The organism is Janthinobacterium sp. EB271-G4-3-2 (genome assembly GCF_020858035.1).
GTDB lineage: Bacteria > Pseudomonadota > Gammaproteobacteria > Burkholderiales > Burkholderiaceae_D > Janthinobacterium > Janthinobacterium aestuarii.
This window is the reverse complement of sequence record NZ_JACYMG010000012.1, coordinates 190,608-207,136: the sequence shown is the minus strand read 5'-3', so window position 1 is coordinate 207,136 and position 16,529 is coordinate 190,608. Positions and strand designations below refer to the sequence as shown.

General features: G+C 61.7%; 18 protein-coding genes. 10 read left to right on the top strand and 8 right to left on the bottom strand.

Annotated elements, in window-relative coordinates; translation table 11 throughout:
- The first annotated feature begins 8 nt into the window (after positions 1-8).
- The 6 genes from IGS55_RS22845 (at position 9) to IGS55_RS22820 (ending at position 5,217) form a co-directional block, all read left to right on the top strand.
- Complete coding sequence (locus IGS55_RS22845; protein ID WP_230519385.1) at positions 9-623, top strand: ABC-type transport auxiliary lipoprotein family protein; 615 nt, start codon at positions 9-11, stop codon at positions 621-623.
- Positions 620-1,807: a VanZ family protein gene (locus tag IGS55_RS22840; protein ID WP_230519384.1), complete on the top strand. Its 1,188-nt coding sequence runs from the start codon at positions 620-622 to the stop codon at positions 1,805-1,807. Before IGS55_RS22845 ends, IGS55_RS22840 begins: the two co-directional genes overlap by 4 nt.
- 40 nt (positions 1,808-1,847) lie before the next feature.
- Positions 1,848-2,165, top strand: coding sequence for a (2Fe-2S) ferredoxin domain-containing protein (locus tag IGS55_RS22835; RefSeq protein WP_070310269.1), 318 nt, complete (start codon positions 1,848-1,850; stop codon positions 2,163-2,165).
- A 62-nt stretch (positions 2,166-2,227) separates the two neighbouring features.
- Positions 2,228-2,881 carry an alpha/beta hydrolase gene (locus tag IGS55_RS22830; RefSeq protein WP_230519383.1) on the top strand — a complete coding sequence of 218 codons (654 nt, stop codon included), beginning with the start codon at positions 2,228-2,230 and terminating at the stop codon, positions 2,879-2,881.
- 115 nt (positions 2,882-2,996) lie between these two features.
- Complete coding sequence (locus IGS55_RS22825) at positions 2,997-4,142, top strand: D-alanyl-D-alanine carboxypeptidase family protein (RefSeq protein WP_034754313.1); 1,146 nt, start codon at positions 2,997-2,999, stop codon at positions 4,140-4,142.
- Positions 4,143-4,290: 148 nt separating this feature from the next.
- A complete protein-coding gene (locus tag IGS55_RS22820; protein ID WP_230519382.1) occupies positions 4,291-5,217 on the top strand; it encodes an aldo/keto reductase in 927 nt (308 codons plus the stop codon).
- Here IGS55_RS22820 and pssA read toward each other — a convergent pair.
- On the bottom strand, positions 5,214-5,954 hold the full coding sequence (gene pssA / locus IGS55_RS22815) for a CDP-diacylglycerol--serine O-phosphatidyltransferase (protein ID WP_230519396.1): 741 nt from the start codon (positions 5,952-5,954) through the stop codon (positions 5,214-5,216). The two genes, IGS55_RS22820 and pssA, sit on opposite strands and share 4 nt — an antisense overlap.
- Positions 5,955-6,220: 266 nt before the next feature.
- On the opposite strand from pssA, the gene IGS55_RS22810 reads away from it, so the two are divergent.
- Together IGS55_RS22810 and IGS55_RS22805 are read left to right on the top strand one after the other, a co-directional pair.
- Positions 6,221-7,171 carry a CAP domain-containing protein gene (locus IGS55_RS22810; RefSeq protein ID WP_268992076.1) on the top strand — a complete coding sequence of 317 codons (951 nt, stop codon included), beginning with the start codon at positions 6,221-6,223 and terminating at the stop codon, positions 7,169-7,171.
- A gap of 95 nt (positions 7,172-7,266) precedes the next feature.
- Positions 7,267-7,902 (top strand): Hpt domain-containing protein, encoded by a 636-nt coding sequence (locus IGS55_RS22805; protein WP_128140533.1) that lies wholly within the window; start codon positions 7,267-7,269, stop codon positions 7,900-7,902.
- A 3-nt stretch (positions 7,903-7,905) separates the two neighbouring features.
- Here IGS55_RS22805 and IGS55_RS22800 read toward each other — a convergent pair whose 3' ends face one another.
- Positions 7,906-8,103: a hypothetical protein gene (locus IGS55_RS22800; protein WP_230519381.1), complete on the bottom strand. Its 198-nt coding sequence runs from the start codon at positions 8,101-8,103 to the stop codon at positions 7,906-7,908.
- A gap of 179 nt (positions 8,104-8,282) precedes the next feature.
- Between IGS55_RS22800 and IGS55_RS22795 the strand changes: the two genes are divergently transcribed.
- Entirely contained in the window at positions 8,283-9,983 is a 1,701-nt protein-coding gene (locus IGS55_RS22795) for a M1 family metallopeptidase (RefSeq protein WP_230519380.1), read from the top strand.
- Between the two features lie 18 nt (positions 9,984-10,001).
- Here IGS55_RS22795 and IGS55_RS22790 read toward each other — a convergent pair whose 3' ends face one another.
- The 6 genes from IGS55_RS22790 to rpmH form a co-directional block, all read right to left on the bottom strand.
- The gene (locus tag IGS55_RS22790) at positions 10,002-10,301 is read right to left on the bottom strand and encodes a hypothetical protein (protein WP_230519379.1); all 300 of its coding nucleotides are present in this window, start codon (positions 10,299-10,301) and stop codon (positions 10,002-10,004) included.
- Between the two features lie 9 nt (positions 10,302-10,310).
- Complete coding sequence (mnmE, locus tag IGS55_RS22785) at positions 10,311-11,690, bottom strand: tRNA uridine-5-carboxymethylaminomethyl(34) synthesis GTPase MnmE (RefSeq protein ID WP_230519378.1); 1,380 nt, start codon at positions 11,688-11,690, stop codon at positions 10,311-10,313.
- 184 nt (positions 11,691-11,874) lie between these two features.
- The gene (yidC, locus tag IGS55_RS22780) at positions 11,875-13,608 is read right to left on the bottom strand and encodes a membrane protein insertase YidC (protein WP_034754333.1); all 1,734 of its coding nucleotides are present in this window, start codon (positions 13,606-13,608) and stop codon (positions 11,875-11,877) included.
- Positions 13,609-13,619: 11 nt separating this feature from the next.
- On the bottom strand, positions 13,620-13,880 hold the full coding sequence (gene yidD, locus IGS55_RS22775; protein WP_034754335.1) for a membrane protein insertion efficiency factor YidD: 261 nt from the start codon (positions 13,878-13,880) through the stop codon (positions 13,620-13,622).
- Positions 13,877-14,314, bottom strand: coding sequence for a ribonuclease P protein component (gene rnpA / locus IGS55_RS22770; RefSeq protein WP_099403828.1), 438 nt, complete (start codon positions 14,312-14,314; stop codon positions 13,877-13,879). Before rnpA ends, yidD begins: the two co-directional genes overlap by 4 nt.
- Before the next feature lie 23 nt (positions 14,315-14,337).
- A complete protein-coding gene (gene rpmH, locus IGS55_RS22765) occupies positions 14,338-14,472 on the bottom strand; it encodes a 50S ribosomal protein L34 (RefSeq protein ID WP_010401996.1) in 135 nt (44 codons plus the stop codon).
- A 513-nt stretch (positions 14,473-14,985) separates the two neighbouring features.
- Here rpmH and dnaA point away from each other — a divergent pair.
- Positions 14,986-16,380 carry a chromosomal replication initiator protein DnaA gene (gene dnaA / locus IGS55_RS22760; protein ID WP_070224767.1) on the top strand — a complete coding sequence of 465 codons (1,395 nt, stop codon included), beginning with the start codon at positions 14,986-14,988 and terminating at the stop codon, positions 16,378-16,380.
- The last annotated feature ends 149 nt before the right edge of the window (positions 16,381-16,529 follow it).

Below are 16,529 nucleotides of genomic sequence, written 5' to 3'. Positions count from 1 at the left end.
AACATCGCATGCCTATCCCACGCAATCTCACCGCAGTCATCCTGGCCGGCGCCGTCCTGCTGGGCGGCTGCGCCAGCCGCGGCCCCGTCCCCACTTTCTATGATTTCGGCCTGGCCGCACCGCTGACAGCCGCGCAGCCGGCCGCGCCAGCCGTGCCCGTGCTGGTGATCGCCGACGCCAACGGCCCGTCCTGGCTCGACAGCCAGCGCATGTATTACCGCCTGCTGTACGCCGATGCGCAGCAATCGCGTCCGTACGCCTACAACCGCTGGAACACGCCGCCGCTGCAACTGCTGAGCCAGCGCCTGAAAACGCGCGTGGCGCAAAGCGGCGTGAAAGTGCTGTCGACCACGGACGCGGCCGCCGGCATCCCGCTGCTGCGCATCGACGTCGATGATTTTTCGCAAGCGTTTGACACGCAGACGCAAAGCAGCGGCCATGTGTCGCTGCGCGCCTCGCTGTTCCGCGGCCACCGCCTGATCGACCAGAAAACCTTCAGCCGCAGCGGTCCGGCCGGCAGCGCCGATGCGCAAGGCGGCGCGCAGGCGCTGGCGGCGGCATCGGACGCCATCGCCGCCGACCTGCTCACCTGGCTGGGCACGCTGAATATTCCGAAAGAATGACCGACCCCGCATCCCCAGCCAGCCCGGCGGCGCCGCTGCCGCCCGTCCGTTCCTCGCCCGTGTCGCGCGCGACCTTGCTCGCCTACGTCTTCCTGATCGTGTACGCAAGCTGGTTCCCGTTCACGGGCTGGCACAGCAATGGTTTGTCGCCGCTGACGTTCCTGGAAAACACGCGCATGCCCCGCTACTGGACGGGCTTTGACGTGGGCATCAACGTCGTCGGCTACATTCCGCTCGGCGCGCTGATCGTGTATTCGCTGTTTCCGAGGATCACCGGTTTCTTTGCCGTCGTCGTCGCCAGCCTGTGCGGCATGTTGATTTCAGGCGGCATGGAAGCCGTGCAAACCTATTTGCCCAGCCGTGTATCGTCGAACCTGGACTTTTATACGAATGCGGCGGGCTGCTGCATCGGTTCCATCATCGGCGCCCTGACGGCGCGCAAGCTGCTCGACCAAAGTCATTTGTTCCGCTTGCGCCAGCGCTGGTTTGCCCAGCACGCCAGTCAGGGTCTGGTGCTGGTGGCCCTGTGGCCGCTGGCGCAAATCTATCCGCAAGGCTATCTGTTCGGCCTGGGCCAGCTGCTGCCCATCCTGTCGGACTGGCTGTCGCAGCTGGCGGGCATCGACATCGACCTGGCCACGTATCTGCGTCCCGACGTCGTATTGACGGTCGAGCAATATTGGCTTTCGGAAACCATCATCACGGCTTGCGGCATGACGGGCGCCGTGCTGACCTTGCTGTGCCTGCTACGCCGCGCCGCGCCGCGCACCATCTTGATGCTGGCCCTGATCGCCGCCGCCTTGATCGTGCGCTCGATGGCCAGCGCGCTGCTGTTTTCGCCGGAAAACGCCTTCGTCTGGATCACGCCGGGCGCCCAGGGCGGCTTTTTGATCGGCCTGATCATGCTGGGCGGCCTGGCGTTCGCGCCGCACGTGGCGCAGCGCCGCATCGCGGCCGCCACCTTGCTGCTGAGCCTGGTAATGGTGAATACGACACCGATCAACCCGTATTTCATGTCAACCTTGCAAGGCTGGTTTCAAGGCAAGTTCCTCAACTTCAATGGCGCGGCGCAATTTTTGGCCTTGCTGTGGCCCTTCATGGCCCTGTGGTTCCTGTGCCTGCCCTCGCACCGCCTGAACCGGCAGGAAGATGTGCAGCGCCAGCGTCGCGAAGACCACCCATAAGCGTTATCATGGCGCATTGATGATTCCGCAGGAGCATAGTATGAGCGACGCACCGTATTTTGAACGCCACGTTTTTTTCTGCATGAACAAACGTGAAGACGGCCGCAACAGCTGCGGCGACCATGGCGCGGAAGCGGCGCAAAAGCATTGCAAGCGCCGCATCAAGGAACTCGACATGAATGGCGCGGGCAAGATCCGCATCAACCAGGCCGGCTGCATGGACCGCTGCGAGGAAGGCCCGCTGCTGGTGATCTACCCGGAAGCGACCTGGTACACCTACGTCGACACCAGCGATATCGATGAAATCATCGATACGCACCTGGTGGGCGGCAAGGTCGTCGAACGCCTGAAAATCTGAGCCGCATATTTAATTTCAACGTTTTAACTTCAAATTAAGCCTACGCCACCAGTATGAGCATCATGAACAGAAACTCGGAAAAATTTACCCTCGCCGGCCATGCAGGCAGCATGGAAGGCTTGCTCGATTTCCCGGCAGACACTCCGCGCGGCATCGCCCTCGTTGCCCATCCGCATCCGCTGTACGGCGGCACGATGGATAACAAGGTCACGCAAACCCTGGCGCGCGCGTTTGTCGCGCTCGGTTACGTGGTGGCGCGCATCAATTTCCGCGGCGTCGGTGCGTCCGAAGGCGTGCACGACCATGGCGTGGGCGAGACGGACGACATGCAGTTGCTGTATGAACACATGCGCGGCCTGTATCCGGGCTTGCCCGTGGCCTTGTCCGGTTTCTCGTTCGGCACCTTCGTGCAGTCGAAACTGCAGGAACGCCTGGCCGCCGCAGGCACGCCCGTCGAGCGCCTGGCGCTGATCGGCAGCGCGGCCGGCAAGTGGGCCATGGCCGACATTCCCTCCGACACCATCTTGATCCACGGCGAACTGGACGACACGATCCCCCTGTCCGCCGTCTTCGACTGGGCCCGTCCACAAGACATACCCGTGATCGTGATCCCCGGCGCCGACCACTTTTTCCACCGCAAGCTCAATCACATCAAGAACCTCGTGATTGCCCTGTGGCATGGTGACAAACCCGCAATTGCAGCAGATGATCATTGAAGTGTGGGCTTACTAGCGCCTCCACGGCTATAATTGATCCGTTTTTTCCACGCGGCCATGCAAGCAGCAACAGCATGGCCCTCAGCCTTCATCTTTTTCTCGCAGACCAGCCTCCATGAAAAAACTTTTAGCGGCACTGGCCTCCAGTGTATTTTTCTTTTCCGCCGCCTACGCCCAGAGCGTTCCAGCCCCGACCATCGCCGCCAAGTCCTGGCTGTTGCTTGACGCCACCAGTGGCCAGATCATTGCTTCGCAAGATCCGGACGCGCGCATCGAGCCGGCTTCGTTGACCAAGATCATGACGGCTTACCTGACGTTTGCCGCCATCCGCGAAAAGAAACTGGCGCTGGACCAGAAAGTGAACGTGTCCGTGCGCGCATGGAAAGTCGATTCGAGCAGCTCGAAGATGTTCATCGACCCCGCTACCCCTGTCTCGATCGACGACTTGCTGCACGGCCTGATGATTCAATCGGGTAACGACGCCGCCGTGGCGCTGGCGGAAGCCGTTGCCGGCGATGAAGGCACGTTCGTCGTGCTGATGAACCGCGAAGCCCAGCGCATGGGTCTGAAAAACACGCGTTTTGCCAATCCGCATGGCTTGCCTAGCCCAGACAACTATTCCACGGCGCAAGACCTGTCCGTGCTGGCCAAGCGCGTGATCGCCGACTACCCGGAATTCTACAAAATCGATTCCATCAAGAGCTTTACGTACAACAAGATCACCCAGCCTAACCGCAACCGCCTGCTGTGGCTGGACCCTACCGTCGATGGCATGAAAACGGGCCACACGGAAGCGGCCGGCTATTGCATGATCGCGTCGGCCCGCCGTCCAGGCGGCACCGGCGAGCGTCGTTTGATCTCCGTGGTGCTGGGCACCTCGTCGGACCAGGCCCGCACGCAGGAAAGCCAGAAGCTGCTGAACTGGGGCTTCCAGAACTTCGATACGGTCAAGCTGTACTCGAAGGGCCAGGCCGTGGCCACGCCGGAAGTGTGGAAAGGTTCGAAAGGCACCGTGAAAATCGGTTTCGCCCGCGATGTGCTCGTCACCGTACCGAAAGGCACGGCTGCCAAGATGAAACCTGTGCTGGAACGCAAGGACCCGCTGGTCGCGCCATTGGCTGAAAACGCCCCTGTCGGCAAGCTGAAAATGATGGTCGACGACAAGGTCCTGCTGGAACTGCCTGTCGTGGCGCTGGAAACCATCAACCAGGCAACGATCTTCGGCCGCGCCTGGGATTCGATGCGCCTGTGGATGAAATAAGTCTTTAGCGTTTCCCCATAAAAAATGCCCGCAGATGCTGCGGGCATTTTTTTCGTCCGTCCCGCCGCCGCTTTCTCCACAACATGCTGTAGCGTAGCTGGCTATAATCGTGGCGTCACCTTCGTCTCCACCATCAGAAAGCCAGCCCATGAGCCATGTATTTCCCGCCAGCCTGCAAGCGCCGCGCAGCCGTTTGAGCAGCAACGGTCCCGAACTGTCGCGCATCGTCGCCGGCATGTGGCGCATCGGCGAGTGGAATATGTCGGCGCAGCAGCGCCTGGCTTTCATCGAGCAATGCCTGGCGCTGGGCGTGTCGAGCTTCGATCATGCCGACATCTATGGCGATTACAGCGCCGAAGGTTTATTTGGCGAAGCGCTGGCCCTGCAGCCGGGCTTGCGCGACAAGATGGAGCTGGTCAGCAAGTGCGGCATCAAGCTGCTGTCGCCGCACCGTCCCGGCCATGCCATCCAGCATTACGACACGAGCGCGGCGCACATCACCAGTTCCGTGGAGCACACTTTGCGCCAGTTGCAGACGGACCGCCTGGACTTGCTGCTGATCCACCGTCCCGACCCGCTGATGGATTTCGACGAGATCGCCGGCGCCTTCACCCAGCTGCAACAGGCGGGCAAGGTGCTGCACTTTGGCGTGTCGAACTTCAGCCGCCACCAGTTCGAGTGCTTGCACCGGCGCTTCCCGCTGGTGACGAACCAGGTGGAATTTTCGCCGCTGCACGTGGCGCCCCTGTTCGATGAAACCTTCGACGGCTTGCAGGATCTGAAAGTGGCGCCGATGATCTGGTCGCCGCTGGCGGGCGGCCGGCTGTTCCAGGGCGGCGATGCGAATGTGGAGAACTTGCGCAATGTCATCAAGCAGATCGCCGACCAGCTGCAGCGTCCGTTTGCCAGCGTCGTGTTTGCCTGGATCATGCAATTGCCTTGCCGCCCCCTGCCGCTGACGGGCACGGGCCGTATCGAGGCCGTGGGCGTGGCCGTGGAAGGCACGCAGTTTACGCTCAGCCGCAGCGACTGGTTCGCCATCCTGCGCGCCGCGCGCGGGCACGAGGTGGCTTAGTCTATTTCATCCACATCGTTAAATACCTGGGGCAGCGCAATGCCGCGCCAGCCCAGGTACCACGCCAGGTTGAGCAGCAGGGTGGCGGCGATGTAGACGGCGAAGAACAGCGCGAAGAAGCTCGTCTTGAGCCACACGAGCAGGGCGATGGCCACGATGAGCACCAGCAGCGCGGCCAGGCTTTTCTTTTGCTTGGAGCTGGGGAACCGCAAGGTCGACACCATCAGGCTGCCCACGCCCACGAGCAGCAGCATCAGCAGATAGCTGTGCAGCATGGAATCGATGGGCGCCGGCCAGGCCACCACCACGGCCGCCACGCAAGCGGCCCCGGCCGTGATCGGCATGCCGACGAAATACAGGGGATCGGTACGTCCCACGTTCACATTGAAGCGCGCCAGGCGCATCGCGCCGCACGCGACAAAGAAGAAGCTGGCCATGCCGCCAAAGCGCAGCAGCAGCGGATCGTGCACGCCCATCTGCACGAAGCCGTAGCAGTACAGCAGGACGGCCGGAGCGCAGCCGAAATTCATCACGTCGGCGATGGAATCGAGCTGCACGCCGAACTGCGAACTGGTGTTCGTCAGGCGCGCGACATAGCCGTCGAGCGCATCGAACACGCCGGCCAGCACCAGCAGCGCCGCCGCCAGGCGGTAGGCATCCGCGTCGCCCACGGCGGCGTTATCGACGGAAATGACGATGCTGGCAAAACCGCATGCTATCGAAAGCAAAGTCACCATGCTGGGCAAGGCGTATTTGGCGCGCTGCAGGCGCGACTTGGGCAATGTATTCAAATGTATGGGCAATCAAAGTAGCGGAAATAAGGCAATGCAGCGGCAAACGCTGCGCTACGCTCATTCTACCCTGCGCCGCTGCGGCACCGTCCGCGCACAAGCGCGACATATCTTTTCATGGATGCGCTACGCGGTATCAAAATACCTTAGAATCGTTTTACAGGACAGCACGCTGGCCCCACCGCTGTCCGCCTACCTATACAGGAGCCGACTTGATTGCCTCGTCACTGCGTTGGAAATACTGGATACCCACCCTGCTGAGCGCAGCACTGCTGAGCGCCTGCGGCGGCGGCGATAGCGGCAGCAATACGTCGCTGAGCACCTCGACCCCGGCCGGACAGCTGACACAGGAGCCGGGCGCTCCCGTCCTCAGCAACAATATTGCCACCGATGGCTTTAACTGGTTCAACTACCGGCGCAGCCAGATCGGCCTGTCGCCTATGGTGCGCAATAGCCTGATCGACAGCGCGGCCCTGGGCCATTCCAGCTATCTCAATCTCAACAGTACGGTGGCGCACGAGCAGGTGCAGGGCAAGCCCGGCTTTACGGGCGTCAAACTGGGCGACCGCCTGGCCAAGGCCGGCTACGTCGTCACCTCGCTGCAGGGCGAAGTCATCGCCGGCGCGGGCAACACATCCGGCTTTTACCTGGCCGAAGAGCTGGTCACGGCCATCTATCACCGCTTCGTCATTTTCGAGCCGCTGTTCAAGGAAGGTGGCGCGGGCGCGGCCGTGAGCGGCGCCGGCTATGCGTATTTCACCACCGACATGGCCGGCAACCGCAACTATGGCCCCGGGCTGGCGGCGGGACAGATCGTCACCTATCCTTTCGGCGGACAGCAGAAGGTGGCCGTCAGTTTTTCCAGCGATAACGAATCGCCCGATCCCGTGCCGAACCAGGACGTGGTCGGCTACCCGATCAGCGTGCATGCCAACTACGGCACGCCCGTCAGCGTGACGGCGTTCAGCGTGCGCCAGCGCGGTGCCGCCACGGACCTGGCGGTGCGCCTGCTCACCAGCGGCAACGATGTGCATACGCCGGTCTCGGCCGCATCCATCATCCCGCTGGCGACCTTGAACGCGAACACCAGCTATGACGTGAGTTTCATCGGCAAAGTCAATGGCGCGGACGTCACGCACAGCTGGTCATTCACGACGCGCTAGCCATGCCAAGCGGGCGCGGCGTCGAAGATGACTGGATGTAGAATAGCTGTTCCTGCTTTACGGCAATTGAGAAGTTTTGGGGCGCTCTGTACAGCATGCTGAAACCACACGCCACTTGCGATGATGACGCCGCCGTTGCGGCATCCGACATGGTCCGTATTCTCGATGTCGAGAACGGACTGGGCCGCATCATGGGCGACCGCATCCTGTACCTGAAAATCCTGCGCCGCTTCCTGCACGACCACGGCACCACGCCGTGCCAGATCCGCGCCGAATTCGACACGGGCAACTACGCTTCCGCGCGCCTGAAGGCGCATACCCTGAAAGGCGCCGCCGGCATGATCGGCGCGCGCCACGTGCACAGCCTGGCGGAAACCCTGGAATCGGCACTGCGTGCGCAGGCGCCCGACCTGGCCCAGCAGATGCTGCAGCTGGAACTGGCGCAGGATCAATTGCTCGGCGCGGTCAGCAGCATGCTGGGCACGCCGGAAGCGGCCCATACGGCGGCGCAGGACGTGGCGCCCGACCCGGCCGCACCGGCCATCCAGCTGCTGCTGGCGCGCCTGGCCAGCCACCTGCGCGAAGGCGACGGTGCGGCCATCGATATCCTGGAAAACTCGGCCAGCCTGCTCGCGGCCAGCCTGGGCGTCAACGTCTACCAGGAAGTGGCCGCCGCCGCGCACGAGTTCGATTTCGAAGGCGCCCTGGCGGCACTGCTGCGGCGCCGCTAGCGCTCAGCTGTTGTACTGCGCCTCTTCCGCATACGCCACGCAACAACTCTTGCAACAGAAACGGCGCACGGCATCGAGCGGCTTGTCGCAGTACCAGCATGCGCCTTTTGGCGGCAGCGCTGCGATCAATTGCGGCAGGGAAGGCAATGGCGGCGCCACCATTGCCCTGCATTCCACGACTTCCGGCTGTTCGCTGTCCATGGCGCTTCCTTTCCTAGCGGCACTTCAAGGCCGCTCAGCAAGATTACGTCAGCGTCGTTTGAAGCCCATGACATTTCTCAACCGGGGCCACGCTTGCCCCATCGGCCCCTTGAAATTTCCAAACGACAACGTTGTCACTTCACACTACAATCAGTGTTACGTTCACTTGCACGCTCGCCATGAAACACATTCCCCTGCTGCTGCTCTCCTGCTTGCTGCTCAGCGCCTGCGCCACGCGCGCGCCCACCGCCTACACCCTCAATTCAGGCGCCGAACGCACGCCGGAACAATTGGCGGTGGTGTTCGAACACGCCGACCTGACCCTGCGCATCGACCCTGCCAGCCGCAGCATTGCCGGCGATGCGCGCCTGACTTTCCTGGCCACGCAGCCGATCTCGCGTTTCGCGCTGGACCTGGACCGCAACCTGCCCGTCGATGCCATTGAAATCGACGGCAAGGCGCTGCGGCCGCAAGACTATGCCAACCCGGACGGGCGCCTGAGCATGACCTTGCCTGCCACACTCGCGGCAGGCGCGCGCACCACCATCCGCATCGTCTACCACGGCGTGCCGCACGTCGCCGTGAAAGCGCCGTGGGATGGCGGCATGGTCTGGTCGAGCACGGCCGATGGCACGCCGTGGATCGCCAGCGCCGTGCAAGGCGAAGGCTGCGACCTGTTCTGGCCGTGCATCGACCACCCGATGGGCAAGGCCCGGCTGATCGACCAGCACATCATCGTGCCGGCGCCGCTGGTGGCGGCCGGCAATGGCATTGCGCTCGGCATGGACGAGGCCGATGGCTGGCGCACCTGGCACTGGCGCGCCAAGCATCCGAGCACCTACGGCATCGCCCTCAACGTGGCGCCCTACCGCGGCATGCAGAGCGAGTATGTGAGCCGCTACGGCAACCGCATCCCCCTGCAATTCTGGTATCTGCCGGAAAGCGAGGCCAAGGCGGGCGCCCTGTTCGCGGAATTGCCGCCCATGCTCAACTTTTTTGAAAGCGTCATCGGCCCCTACCCGTTTGCCGATGAAAAGGTCGGTATCGCCGAAACCCCGCACAAGGGCATGGAACACCAGACCATCAATGCCTATGGCAACAAATTCGCCAAGACCAGCTATGGCTACGATGAATTGCTGCAGCATGAGTTTGCCCATGAATGGTTCGGCAACCAGCTGACCAACAGCAACTGGGACGATATGTGGCTGCACGAAGGCTTCGGCACGTATATGCAACCGCTGTACATGCAATATCTGCGGGGCGAGCAAGAGTATTTTGCTTCGCTGCAGCAAATGCGCGCCGGCATCGTCAACAAGGCGCCCATGGTCTCGGGCAAGCCGAAAAGCGAGGAAGAAGTCTACGACCTGAAAAAGGGCGGCCCGGGCGGCGACCTGTATGTGAAAGGGGCGCTGGTGCTGCACACCTTGCGCGGCCTGATCGGCGACGACGCCTTCTTCCGCGCCGTGCGCCTGCTCGTCTACGGCACGGAACAGCCGCAGCCGGGCCAGTTCCAGCCGCGCTATGGCAGCACGACGGAATTCATGGCCATCGTCAACAAAGTCACGGGCAGCAATTACGACTGGTTCTTCCAGGTCTATCTGTACCAGGCGGCATTGCCCGAGCTGTCCGCCGTGCGCGACGGCGACACCTTGCGCCTGCTATGGAAGACGCCGGCCGACATCGCCTTCCCGATGCCGGTGGAAGTGCGTATCGGCAAAGAAATCCATACCGTTCCCATGTCGCTGGGTTTTGGCGAACTGTCCCTGCCGGCTGGCGCCACATACACGCTCGACCCGCACTCGCGCGTGCTGCGCCGGGCCGAGCATATCGAGACGTTCCAGAAATTCAAGGAAGAGCAGGCGAAGGGGAAGAAGGGCTGAACCGCCGCAAACCAGCAGCTATTTCCGGAAACTGCGCACCGCGTCATTGGCATTGTCAGCAATGACTTTTTGCAGCTTCGGCTGTCGCGCATACTTGGCGGCCAGCCGCTTCCACTGCCGCTGCGCCTGGCCGCAAGCATCGTCCACGGCAGCGATGATCTCGCGCTGGCGCGCCTTGTCGTTGTCATCCCACTCGCCGGCAAAGTGCTCGCACACCTGGGCGTTCTCGACGAACCGCGCCACGTCTTGCGGCAACTTTTCCTGCGCGCCAGCCAGCATGGGCAGGCCACTGAACAGCAGAACAAGCAGCAGCTTCATCGAGCCTCCTTATTTGCCGATGCAGAAACGGCTGAAGATCACGCCCAGCAGATCGTCAGGCGAAAACTCGCCCGTGATGCTCGACAGCTGCACCTGCGCCAGGCGCAGCTCTTCGGCGAACAGGTCCAGCGACTGGTCGTCCTGCGCCGCGTGCGCGGCCGCGATATCGAGATGCTTGCCGGCCGATTTCAAGGCGATCAGATGGCGTTCGCGCGCCAGGTACAGCGATTCGCCCGTCTGCTGCCAGCCGGCGATGCGCAGGAGTTCGGCGCGCAGCAAGTCGATGCCGATGTGCTCGTGCGCCGACAGATACACGTGGGTAGCGTCCGGCATGCTGTCGACGCCGGGCTTGTGGCCAGAGAGATCAATCTTGTTCCACACGCGCACCACGGGCACGCCTTCGGGGAAGGCGGCGACGATGGTTTCATCGGCCAGTGTCGGGCCGTGGTCGGCATCGAGCAGGTGCAGGATCACGTCCGCCTTGCCAATTTCTCCCCAGGTGCGTTCGATGCCGATGCGCTCGACGGCGTCGATGGTGTCGCCCGCGCTGCGGATGCCGGCCGTGTCGATGATGTTGAGCGGAATGCCTTCGATCTGGATGGTTTCGCTGACCTTGTCGCGTGTGGTGCCGGCGATCGGCGTGACGATGGCCACGTCGGCGCCCGCCAGCGCGTTCAACAGCGACGATTTACCCACGTTCGGCTGGCCGGCCAGCACCACGTTCAGCCCTTCGCGCAGCAGCGCGCCCTGCGCCGCCTGGGCAAACACTTTGTTCAAGGCTTCGATGACGGCTTTCAATTGGCCGCGCGCATTCGATTTTTCCAGGAAGTCGATTTCCTCTTCCGGGAAATCCAGTGTCGCTTCGACCAGCATGCGCAAGCCCGTCACCTGTTCCACCAGCGCGTGTATCGTATTCGAGAACGCGCCCGACAGCGATTGCGAAGCGGACTTGGCCGCCGCTTCCGTGGACGCGTCGATCAGGTCGGCCACGGCTTCCGCTTGCGCCAGGTCCAGCTTGTCATTGAGAAAAGCGCGGCGCGTGAATTCGCCCGGTTCGGCCAGGCGCAAGCCGCTGTCCCTGCCCGCTTCGAGCACGCGCGCCAGCAGCAACTGCAGCACGATGGGGCCGCCGTGGCCCTGCAATTCCAGCACGTCTTCGCCCGTGTACGAATGCGGACCCTTGAAGTGGATGGCGATGCCCTGGTCGATGATGCCGCCATCGGCTTCCGTGAATGGCAGGTAGGTGGCGTGGCGCGGCTTCAGTTGCTGCGCGCCGAACAGGGCCGTCATTAAAGGAGCGAGGTTTTTGCCGGAGGCGCGTACCACGCCGATGCCGCCGCGACCGGGAGCGGTGGCAATGGCGGCGATAGGGGAAGAGTCGAGTTTCATGGGGATATTGTAATAGGTACGGCAAGGGAAGTGCAGCAACGTAGGTCGGCTTGGCGCGCAGCGCGTAAGCCGACGCAGCACACGCTGGCGATAGTGTCGGCTTACGCGTGGTCTTGCCACGCTAATCCGACCTGCAAGAATTAAAAAGCCCGCACGAGGCGGGCTTTCGATTCGCTGGCCGGACTTACTTGACGGCAGGCGCGTATTTCTTGGTGATCACCCATTGCTGGCCGATCGACAGGACGTTGTTGACGACCCAGTAGAGTACCAGGCCCGACGGGAAGAAGAAGAACATCACCGAGAATGCCAGTGGCATGAACAGCATCATCTTCGCTTGCATCGGATCGGCAGGAGCCGGGTTCAGCTTGGTCGTGATGTACATCGAGATCGCGTACAGCACCGGCAGGATGCACCATGGGTCATGCTGGGCCAGGTCGGTGATCCAGCCGATCCATGGCGCGCCGCGGATTTCCACGGACGCGTTCAATACCCAGTACAGGGCGATAAAGACGGGCATCTGGATCAGGATCGGCAGGCAGCCGCCCAGCGGATTGATCTTTTCCGTCTTGTACAGCTCCATCGTGGCCTGGTTCATCTTTTGCGGATCGCCCTTGTAGCGCTCGCGGATCGCCTGCATCTTCGGCGTGACCAGTTTCATCTTGGCCATGCTGCGGTAGCCGGCGGCCGACAGCGGGAAGAACGCCAGCTTGATCAGGATCGTGAAGGCGATGATGGTCCAGCCCCAGTTGCCCAGCACGCTGTGGATCTGTTCCATGACCCAGAACATCGGCTTGGCGATGATGGTCAGCCAGCCGTAATCCTTGACCAGTTCCAGGCCAGGCGAGACCGGCTCGAGCAGGTGGGCGATTTGCGGACCCGAATACAGCTTGCTGTCCATGCTGGCCGAGGCGCCTGGCGCCAGGGTAGGCAGTGGCAGCACGTTGCCGATGGCGTACAAGTTGGTGCCGACCTTCTTCGTGAAGATGTCGCGCTTGGCGTTTTCAGGCGGAACGAAAGCCGAGACGAAGAAGTGCTGCGAAATCGCAAACCAGCCGCCATTCGCCGTGGCCGGATGCAGGCCCTTCATGGCGTTGTCGTTGCCCTTCTTCTCGTCTTCCACGGCCGCTTTTTCGATTTTCTCGAACGTCAGTTTCTGGTACTTGTCTTGCGGCGTGTACAGGGTCGGACCCGTGAAGCTGCTGTTGAAGAAGGAGTCGCCGACCGGCTTGTTGCCGTCATGCGTCAGTTGCAGATACAGCTGCGGCGTGACTGGGGCTGCGCCCACGTTGGCCACGTCGTGGCGCACGTCGATCACGTAGTCGCCGCGCTTGAAGGTAAACGTCTTGGTCAGCTTGACGCCGCCTTCGACCGCTTCCATCACCAGTTGCACTTGCTTGCCGTCGCCGAGGGTGCGCACGCCAGGCTGCACGGTAAAACCGCTCGCATGGGTGGGGAATGGACCGCCGACCAGGCCCGACTGCGCCAGATAAGTACGGTTCGCGCCTTCGTCGAACAGCACTTCGTTTTGCTTGCCATCGTCAGGCTGGCACCATTTGAACAGGCCGAAGCAGCCGCCGAACCAGCCCGGATTGCCCGCGCCCTTGAACTTCAGCAATTCCAGACGCTTGACCTGGCCGCCCAGGGTGTCGATGTCGACCTTGATGACGTCGGTGGTGATGGTAATCACTTCGCGCTTGAACGCGGCGGGATCGGTCGCTTCGCCAGGCACGGCGGCGGCGCCGGCAGCCGCGGCAGCCAGGGCATCCGTCTTGGCCGGGGTGACAGGCGCCTTGGCGGTTTGTTCCGTGTTCGCGGAGAACATCGACGGCTTGCCGTTCGAGATCATCCATTCGTTCCAGAGAATTACCAGCGAGACGGAAAACACGATCCACAGGATGGTACGTTTATTGATATCCATTAGGGTATTTGTCAGGAGTGGTTGCAACCGCAAGCGGTCGTTGAAGATTGTTTACCGTCGGCCGGCGGCACCGGGTCGACGCCCCCTTCATTCCAGGGGTGGCAACGGCACAGGCGCTTGGCAGCCAGCAGGCTGCCCTTGGCCGTACCGTGCACGCGCAGCGCTTCCATCGCGTAATGCGAACAGCTCGGATAGAAACGGCAATTCTGTCCCAGCATGGGGCTGATCAGCAACTGATAAGCGCGCAGCAGGAACAGCAGCAGGGTTTTCATGGCGCGGATGGTGGTGGCGCAGCAACAGAACGGGCCTGGGCGGCGATTTGCGCCGCGAACAGGCGGCTCAATTCTTCACGCAGCTCGGCTTTGAGCTTGGTCGTGGTGGCCGGGCCATCCTTGCTGTTGACGGCGCGCGACAAACGCACCACGCAGTCGACCGGCGGCATCGCGCTGTTGCGAAACAGCTCGCGCGTGACGCGCTTGATCGTGTTGCGGGTCGCCGCGCGCGGCGCGAAACGCTTCGCCACAACGACGCCCAGCCGCGCATGCGGCAATTGATTGTGTCGGGTGTACAGCACAAAATGCGCTGTTTTTTGCGAAGGGCGCAAACGAAAAACGGATGAAAATTCATCCGTTTTAACGATACGCCGAACGCGCGCGAAGTCGTGTGAACCTTCGCGTTGATTGCCGACTGGAGTACAGCTAGCCACGCGATCAGCTGTCAACGACAAGCCTAGACGGCCAGACGTTTGCGGCCCTTTGCGCGACGTGCGTTGAGCACATCACGGCCACCACGGGTAGCCATACGAGCGCGGAAGCCGTGCGTACGCTTGCGGCGAACGACGGAAGGTTGGTAAGTACGTTTCATGTTGGTCTCGCTAAAAACAAAAAAAATGCAAAATCGGGTCTGACGTCCCGTCAGTTTTTGGTGCCAATGACAATCGCGCACTTATGCCAAGGCACAAGCTGGCCAATCTCATCGCCCGCTTAATCCACGCTTAGTCCATATTGTCGTTCCAAATGAATAAACACGGAATACGGGCGGGGAACCCTGAATTATTCAGCATATGCCCCCCTCTTGTCAAGGATTGCCGTGATCGCCTGGAAATTTGCGCGCCGGCCCCCATCTGCTTGCAAGGCCCCGCCACAGGCCGCGCCAGCACTGCTTGTGACGGGATAACCGGGGGATAAGTCGCCTCTTATGCACATGGCGCCCCACCCCGCCACAGAAAAATAAGCGTCGTGCCTGTGGATAACTTTCTCAGTCGGGAGTAGAATAGCGCGTTACGTGTGGCGAGCCCTCGCGCGACGCCGGCCTTGCAACACGGTGAACGCAGGGCAGAATCGATACGCCCTCCCACACCTTTTCACATAGACATACATGGATAATTTCTGGCAGGCCTGTTCCGCGCAGTTGGAACTGGAGCTGACACCGCAACAATTCAGTGCGTGGATCAAACCGCTTATCCCTCTCGATTACGAAGAGGGCAAGCTGCGCATTGCTGCGCCCAATCGCTTCAAGCTCGATTGGGTCAAGACCCAGTTCGCCAGCCGCATCACTGCCCTGGCCATTCAGTACTTCGAAGCGCCGACGGAGGTGCAGTTCGTGCTCGACCCGCGCCTGGCCTTGCCGAAAAAGCCAGTCACCGCCAGCACCCCGGCCAGCGATCCGAATGGCGGCGCGCCCAGCGCGCGCCCGGCGGAACCGCAGCCCAGCGTGCCGGAACTGAGCATCGGCGCGGCGCCGCGCCGCGAACAGAGCCGCATCAACACCGACCTGACCTTCGACAGCTTTGTGACCGGCAAGGCCAACCAGCTGGCGCGCGCCGCCGCCATCCAGGTGGCGAACAATCCGGGCGTGTCGTATAACCCGCTGTTCTTCTACGGCGGCGTCGGCCTCGGTAAAACCCACTTGATCCACGCCATCGGCAACCAGGTGATGGCCGACAATCCGGGCGCAAAAATTCGCTACATCCACGCGGAACAGTATGTTCGCGACGTAGTGACCGCTTACCAGCGCAAGGGTTTCGACGATTTCAAGCACTACTATCACTCGCTCGACATGCTGCTGATCGATGATATCCAGTTCTTTGGCGGCAAAAGCCGCACGCAGGAAGAGTTCTTCTATGCGTTCGAGGCATTAATTGCAGCGAAGAAACAGATCATCATCACCTCGGATACGTATCCGAAGGAAATCACGGGCATGGACGACCGCCTGATCTCGCGCTTCGACTCGGGCCTGACGGTGGCCATCGAACCGCCGGAACTGGAAATGCGCGTGGCGATTCTGTTGAAAAAAGCCAAGCAGGAAGGCGTGACCTTCTCCGACGACGTGGCCTTCTTTGTCGCCAAGCACTTGCGCTCGAACGTGCGCGAGCTCGAAGGGGCGCTGCGCAAGATCCTGGCGTACTCGCGTTTCCATGGCAAGGACATCACCATCGATATCGTCAAGGAAGCCCTGAAGGACTTGCTGTCGGTGCAGAACCGCCAGATTTCCGTGGAAAACATCCAGAAAACGGTGGCCGACTTCTTCAATATCAAGGTTGCCGACATGTATTCGAAACGCCGCCCCGCGAATATCGCCCGGCCGCGCCAGATCGCCATGTACCTGGCCAAGGAATTGACACAGAAGAGCCTGCCGGAGATCGGCGAGCTGTTCGGCGGCCGCGACCACACCACGGTGCTGCATGCCGTGCGCAAGATCGCGCTGGACCGCACCAAGAATCCGGAATGCAACCATGAATTGCATGTGCTGGAGCAAACATTAAAAGGCTAAGCGCCGCTTGAGCAAGACTGGCTCAAAACGTGCTTTACCCTTATCATCTGGGAGGGCACCGCAGCCGGTCTGTCGGGGCTCCCTATGGTAACAATTGTTAAATTAATACGTTAAACGTCGTACTGTTCAACCTATACATTGAGGATAAA

Excerpts from the sequence above, each read along its gene's own strand:
- IGS55_RS22845 (WP_230519385.1), top strand. The coding sequence starts at position 9 with ATGCCTATCCCACGCAATCTCACCGCAGTCATCCTGGCCGGCGCCGTC.
- IGS55_RS22840 (WP_230519384.1), top strand. The coding sequence starts at position 620 with ATGACCGACCCCGCATCCCCAGCCAGCCCGGCGGCGCCGCTGCCGCCC.
- IGS55_RS22835 (WP_070310269.1), top strand. The coding sequence starts at position 1,848 with ATGAGCGACGCACCGTATTTTGAACGCCACGTTTTTTTCTGCATGAAC.
- IGS55_RS22830 (WP_230519383.1), top strand. The coding sequence starts at position 2,228 with ATGAACAGAAACTCGGAAAAATTTACCCTCGCCGGCCATGCAGGCAGC.
- IGS55_RS22825 (WP_034754313.1), top strand. The coding sequence starts at position 2,997 with ATGAAAAAACTTTTAGCGGCACTGGCCTCCAGTGTATTTTTCTTTTCC.
- IGS55_RS22820 (WP_230519382.1), top strand. The coding sequence starts at position 4,291 with ATGAGCCATGTATTTCCCGCCAGCCTGCAAGCGCCGCGCAGCCGTTTG.
- pssA (WP_230519396.1), bottom strand. The coding sequence starts at position 5,954 with ATGGTGACTTTGCTTTCGATAGCATGCGGTTTTGCCAGCATCGTCATT.
- IGS55_RS22805 (WP_128140533.1), top strand. The coding sequence starts at position 7,267 with ATGCTGAAACCACACGCCACTTGCGATGATGACGCCGCCGTTGCGGCA.
- IGS55_RS22800 (WP_230519381.1), bottom strand. The coding sequence starts at position 8,103 with ATGGACAGCGAACAGCCGGAAGTCGTGGAATGCAGGGCAATGGTGGCG.
- IGS55_RS22795 (WP_230519380.1), top strand. The coding sequence starts at position 8,283 with ATGAAACACATTCCCCTGCTGCTGCTCTCCTGCTTGCTGCTCAGCGCC.
- IGS55_RS22790 (WP_230519379.1), bottom strand. The coding sequence starts at position 10,301 with ATGAAGCTGCTGCTTGTTCTGCTGTTCAGTGGCCTGCCCATGCTGGCT.
- mnmE (WP_230519378.1), bottom strand. The coding sequence starts at position 11,690 with ATGAAACTCGACTCTTCCCCTATCGCCGCCATTGCCACCGCTCCCGGT.
- yidC (WP_034754333.1), bottom strand. The coding sequence starts at position 13,608 with ATGGATATCAATAAACGTACCATCCTGTGGATCGTGTTTTCCGTCTCG.
- yidD (WP_034754335.1), bottom strand. The coding sequence starts at position 13,880 with ATGAAAACCCTGCTGCTGTTCCTGCTGCGCGCTTATCAGTTGCTGATC.
- rpmH (WP_010401996.1), bottom strand. The coding sequence starts at position 14,472 with ATGAAACGTACTTACCAACCTTCCGTCGTTCGCCGCAAGCGTACGCAC.
- dnaA (WP_070224767.1), top strand. The coding sequence starts at position 14,986 with ATGGATAATTTCTGGCAGGCCTGTTCCGCGCAGTTGGAACTGGAGCTG.